General features: G+C 66.6%; 4 protein-coding genes. 3 read left to right on the forward strand and 1 reads right to left on the reverse strand.

Annotated features, from left to right (window positions below):
* Positions 1-15: 15 nt before the first annotated feature.
* Positions 16-3,786 carry a trifunctional transcriptional regulator/proline dehydrogenase/L-glutamate gamma-semialdehyde dehydrogenase gene (gene putA, locus ABWP92_RS16190; RefSeq protein ID WP_502907557.1) on the reverse strand — a complete coding sequence of 1,257 codons (3,771 nt, stop codon included), beginning with the start codon at positions 3,784-3,786 and terminating at the stop codon, positions 16-18.
* Positions 3,787-3,928: 142 nt separating this feature from the next.
* Between putA and ABWP92_RS16195 the strand changes: the two genes are divergently transcribed.
* The 3 genes from ABWP92_RS16195 to ABWP92_RS16205 all read left to right on the forward strand — a co-directional run.
* On the forward strand, positions 3,929-4,396 hold the full coding sequence (locus tag ABWP92_RS16195) for an Lrp/AsnC ligand binding domain-containing protein (protein WP_353236439.1): 468 nt from the start codon (positions 3,929-3,931) through the stop codon (positions 4,394-4,396).
* Between the two features lie 97 nt (positions 4,397-4,493).
* Positions 4,494-4,829 (forward strand): hypothetical protein, encoded by a 336-nt coding sequence (locus tag ABWP92_RS16200; RefSeq protein WP_353236436.1) that lies wholly within the window; start codon positions 4,494-4,496, stop codon positions 4,827-4,829.
* A 262-nt stretch (positions 4,830-5,091) separates the two neighbouring features.
* On the forward strand, positions 5,092-5,408 hold a 317-nt coding region (locus ABWP92_RS16205), incomplete at its 3' end, for a hypothetical protein (RefSeq protein ID WP_353236437.1).

Raw genomic sequence — 5,408 nt, forward strand, 5'->3', positions numbered from 1 at the left:
GGCCTGGCTGGCGGGTCAGGCCAGCGTCATCAGGCTTGCATTGCCTCCGGCAGCCGCCGTGTTGATGCTCACGGCGCGTTCGAGGACCAGCCGTTCAAGCGGAAAAAGCCCGTCTTCGTCCACCTGCGTGACGCCGATGATCGCGCCGGGCCGTTCGGCGATGCGCCTGCATAGCTGTTCGAGCGATGCGCGGTCGCCTGAATGCAGCACCGCATCGAAGTGCACGGCGTCGCGGGCCCAGTCATGGACCAGGACGATGCGCTGCCGCACCGCTTGCGGCAACCGGGCGAGCAGCTCGCGCCTGGAGGCCGGCCAGAGTGCGTGTGAGCCCACGGCGAGCACGGCGCTCAGCTGCATCAGCAGGGCATCGTCACTGCCGGCGATGCAAAGCACGTGTTCGCGCGGCAGGACGTGGTATTCGTTGCGCTCGCCCGTGGGGCCGGGCAGGATGCACAGCGCGCCGGAGCAGGCGCAGCGGGCATGCGCGGCGCAGGCCTGCTCCAGGCGCTCGAGGCTATTTGCCCGGGCCCAGTCCGCCAGCGCCGAAAGCGGCGCTTGCAGGGCGGGCTGGGCGGACATGTCCGGCGCGGACGCGGCGCTCGCCGCCATGGCCGCGCGCGCCGCGTCCGGGGGGCGGCGCGTCATCAGGCGCAGCATGTACAGAGGCCCGCCGGCTTTCGGGCCGGTGCCCGACAGTCCCTCGCCGCCGAACGGCTGCACGCCGACGACGGCGCCGACGATGTTGCGGTTGACGTAGATGTTGCCGGCCCGCGCGTGCCCGAGCACCTTGGCCACGGTTTCATCGATACGGGTGTGCAGGCCCTGGGTGAGTCCGTAGCCGGTGGCGTTGATCTGATCCAGCAACTGATCGAGGTTCTCGCGTTCGTAGCGCACCAGGTGCAGCACGGGGCCGAATACTTCGCGGCCCAGCTCGGAGATGGCGTTCAGCGCGATCAGCGTGGGCGGCACGAAGCTGCCGCCCGAGAGCTCCTGCGCGCCGGCTTCCGGCTGGAACACATCGTGCCCCTGGCCGCGCATGCGTCCGATGTGCGCTTCGATGGTGGCGTGGGCCTCTTCGTCGATCACCGGGCCCACGTCCACGGCCAGCCGCGCCGGGTTGCCCACGTGCAGTTCCCGCATCGCGCCGCGCAGCATGATGTCGATGCGGTCCGCCACGTCCGCCTGCACGCAGAGCACGCGCAATGCCGAGCAGCGCTGCCCCGCGCTGTCGAACGCGCTGGCGACCACGTCCGCCACCACTTGCTCGGCAAGAGCCGATGAGTCGACGATCAGTGCGTTCTGTCCGCCGGTTTCCGCGATCAGCGGGATCGGCTGGCCATGCGTGTCGAAACGCCCGGCCAGATGGCGCTGGAGGATGCGCGCCACTTCCGTGGAGCCGGTGAACATCACGCCCATGATCCGCGCGTCGCCGACCAGTTGCGCGCCCACGGTCTCGCCCCGGCCCGGCAGCAGTTGCACGACGGCTTGCGGCACGCCGGCGCGATGCAGCAGGCGCACGGCCTCGGCGGCGATCAGCGGTGTCTGCTCGGCGGGCTTGGCAAGCACGGTATTGCCCGCCGCCAGCGCCGCGGACACCTGGCCCATGAAAATCGCCAACGGGAAATTCCACGGGCTGATGCAGGCCACGGGGCCAAGCGGCGCATAGCCTTGCGCGTCGCTCTCCAGCAGCATGGCCTGCGCCGCGTAGTAGCGCAGAAAGTCCACGGCTTCGCGTACTTCGGCGACCGCATTCGCGGCGGTCTTGCCCGCTTCGCGCATGGCGAGCGCCGCCAGCTGCAGCAGCCGCGCCTCCAGCAGGTCGGCCGCGGTCCGCAGCATGGCTGCGCGGTCCGCGGGGGATGTGGCGGCCCATGACGGCTGCGCGGCCTGGGCGGCGCGCAGTGCGGCATTCACGTCGGAGGCCGAGGCTTGCAGGGCGTGACCGATCACATCGCGGCGATCGGCGGGATTGGTGATGACGGCGGCTTCGCCTGCGTCGCACTCGCGCTGTGCGGCGATCAGGGGCGCGGCATCGCAGGGCTGCTGCGCGCTGGCGAGCAGCGCGGCATCGAGCGCTTTCAGGATGGGCTCGCTGGCCAGGTCGAGCCCGCTGGAGTTGACGCGCTGCGCGCCATAAAGTGCGGGGGGCGGCGGGATGCGCGGATGAGGCAGGGCAGCGTATCCTTCTTTTTGCGTGTCGGCATCGACCGTGGCAACGGGGTTTTCGATCAGCGATTGCAGCGGCAGGTTGGGGTCGGCCACGCGGTTCACGAAGGATGTATTGGCGCCGTTCTCAAGCAGGCGGCGCACGAGATAGGCCAGCAGCGTCTCGTGCGTGCCGACCGGCGCGTACACGCGGCAGGGGCGGCCCAGCCGTCCCTGCGAGGGCTGTCCCACGACCTGCTCATAAAGGGGCTCGCCCATGCCGTGCAGGCACTGGAATTCATACTGCCCCGGCTGGTAGCGCGCGGGGTCCGCGAGCGTGTAGATGGTGGCGAGCGTCTGCGCGTTGTGCGTTGCGAACTGCGGATAGATGGCCTCGGGCGCGGCCAGCAGCTTGCGCGCGCAGGCGATGTAGGACACGTCGGTGTGCGATTTGCGCGTGTAGACGGGATAGTCCGCCAGCCCGTCGGCCTGCGCGCGCTTGATCTCGCTGTCCCAGTAGGCGCCCTTGACCAGCCGCACTATCAGCCGATGCTGCGTGCGGCGCGCAAGATCGATCACGAAGTCGATGACGAACGGGCAGCGCTTCTGGTAGGCCTGGATGACGAAGCCGATGCCGTTGAATCCCGCGAGCGAAGGCTCGTGGCAGAGCCGCTCCAGCAGGTCCAGCGAGAGTTCGAGCCGGTCGGCTTCTTCCGCGTCGATGTTGAGCCCGATGTCGTATTGGCGGGCCAGCGCGGCCAGTTGCAGCACGCGGGGATACAGCTCCTGCATCACGCGCTCATGCTGTGCGCGGCTGTAGCGCGGGTGCAACGCGCTGAGCTTGATGGAGATGCCCGGGCCTTCGTAGACGCCGCGTCCGTTCGACGCCTTGCCGATCGCGTGGATGGCATCCACGTAGGAGCGCATGTAGCGCTCGGCGTCTTGCGCGGTCAGCGCGGCCTCGCCCAGCATGTCGTAGGAATAGCGAAAGCCTTGCGCCTCCAGCGGCGCGGCGTGCCTGAGCGCCTGCGCGATCGTCTCGCCGGTCACGAACTGCTCGCCCATCATGCGCATGGCCATGTCCACGCCCTTGCGGATCAGCGGTTCGCCGCCACGCGCGGTAATGCGGCGAAGGGCATCCTTGAGGCCGCCTTCGCTGTGCGTGCCGACCAGCTTGCCGGTGATCAGCAGACCCCAGGTCGCCGCGTTGACGAACAGCGACGGACTCTTGCCCAGGTGCCGGTCCCAGTCGCCGTTGCTGATCTTGTCGCGGATGAGCGCATCGCGCGTGGCCGCGTCGGGAATGCGCAGCAGCGCCTCTGCCAGGCACATCAGCGCCACGCCTTCCTGTGACGACAGCGCGAATTCCTGCAGCAGGCCCTGCACCAGCCCGGCGCGGCCCTGATCGGATTTGCGCTCGCGCAGCGTGCGCGCCAGCTGCAGCGCCAGGGCATGCGTTTCACGTTCCTTGTCGGCGGGGATGCGCGCCAGATCGAGCAGCGGCGCCAGCGCCTGGGGCTCGGGAGTGCGGCATGCGGCGGTGATGGCCTGGCGCAGCGGGCCGTCCTGGGGAAGGCGCGGGGCGAATGGAGCGTGCGGGACGCGGGCGGCGGCGGTCATGGGCATGGAGATGGTTTGCATGATCGTTGATCGAGGAGTGTTGGGGGGGCGGCGGGATCGGGCGCTTTCCACCCGGATGGCTGGATCATGCTTGCTTTGTTGATGAATTAATGTTCAAAATATTGATGAATAAATGAATTAATTATTTAAAAAGTGGTGATGAATAGTGGAAATAGATAGGATTGATCGAAAAATACTGAATATCCTTCAGCGAGATGGAAGGATTGCCAACCTCAAGCTGGCGGAAGAGGTGGCGCTGTCGCCCACGGCGGTGCTGGCCCGGGTGCAGCGGCTCACCCGCGATGGATTCATCCTCGGCTACGAGGCGCGCCTGAACCCGCTTTTGCTGGATGCGGGAATGCTGGTGTTCGTCGAGGTGTTGCTCGATCGCACCACTCCGCACGTATTCGAGGAGTTCGGCGCGGCGGTGCAGGCACGGCCGGAAATCATGGAATGCCACATGGTGGCGGGCGGGTTCGACTATCTGCTCAAGACGCGCCAGGCCGATATGGAAGCCTATCGCCGCTTTGCGGGCGAAGTGCTCTGGCGGCTGCCCGGCGTGCGCGAAACCCGTACCTATGCGGTGATGGAGGAGGTCAAGAACTCCACCCATCTGAATGTCGGCGGGTGATGGCGGCCAGCTTTGTGTTGGGACTATGGCTTTGGCTATTGAATAGGTAATAATAAATACGACCGTTCGTCAGACCTTTGGGAAGGTGGAGGCCCCTATGAGCAAGTCTTCAATATCGCGCCGGGGCGGCATATGGGCCGCTGCCGTGTTGTGTACCCTGGCGGCATCCCAGGCGCAGGCCATGTGCTATGAGCTTTACAGCTCCAGCCGGCAATTGCTGTTCCGCTCCATGAGAACGCCGGTCGATCTCTCGAAACCGCTGCACCAGACCGTACCGCGGCTGGCTCCGGGAGCCACGCTGGTTTTTTCCCCCAACAGCCAGGGCTGCGAGATCGAATTCAACCGCCTTGAGCCGCAGGCGGTGATCGAAATCGAAGGCGATGGTTTCCGCTCCGTGGTGCCGCGCGCGTCCAGGAGAGCGGGCAAGAGCTGAAATGCAACGGCAACCGTGGCGCAACGCCCTGAACGGCGGACAGGGGGCGGAGGCCGGCTTGCGGTTTTGTTAGTGAATGTTATTTCTCCAAGGGAAGGGCGCTGGCAGTTTCTACAAATGGAAACATCGGCTGCAACTATCGGACACAACAAAGCTCCAACATCATGACATCCCCGTGGGCATGTCGTGCGTTAAGGGATCAGATGTTTTGAACCTGACGCCTGAAGAGCGGGACTCCCGCCATTGTTCCAAGGAGAATTTCATGATCCAACGTCGCTCTCTGTATGCCGTGATCGCCAGCGCGGGCGTGGCCCTTGCATTCCTGACCGGCGCTGGCGCTGCTCAAGCGGGTGCCGGCGTGTCCTGGTCGGTCGGCATCGGCGCGCCGGGCATGGCCGTGGGCGTGGCCTCGCCGCAGCCCTACTATTACGCGCCCGCACCTGTGTACTACGCCCCTCCGACTTATTACGCGCCACCGCCGCCGCCGGTGTATTACCGGCCGGCGCGCCCGGTGTACTATGCGCCGCCCGTCGTCGTTGCGCCGCCCACGCTCTACTTCAGGGGCGGATACCGTCCTGG

It is taken from the genome of Diaphorobacter ruginosibacter (genome assembly GCF_040396215.1).
In the GTDB taxonomy this organism is placed as follows: Bacteria; Pseudomonadota; Gammaproteobacteria; order Burkholderiales; family Burkholderiaceae_C; genus Diaphorobacter_A; species Diaphorobacter_A ruginosibacter_A.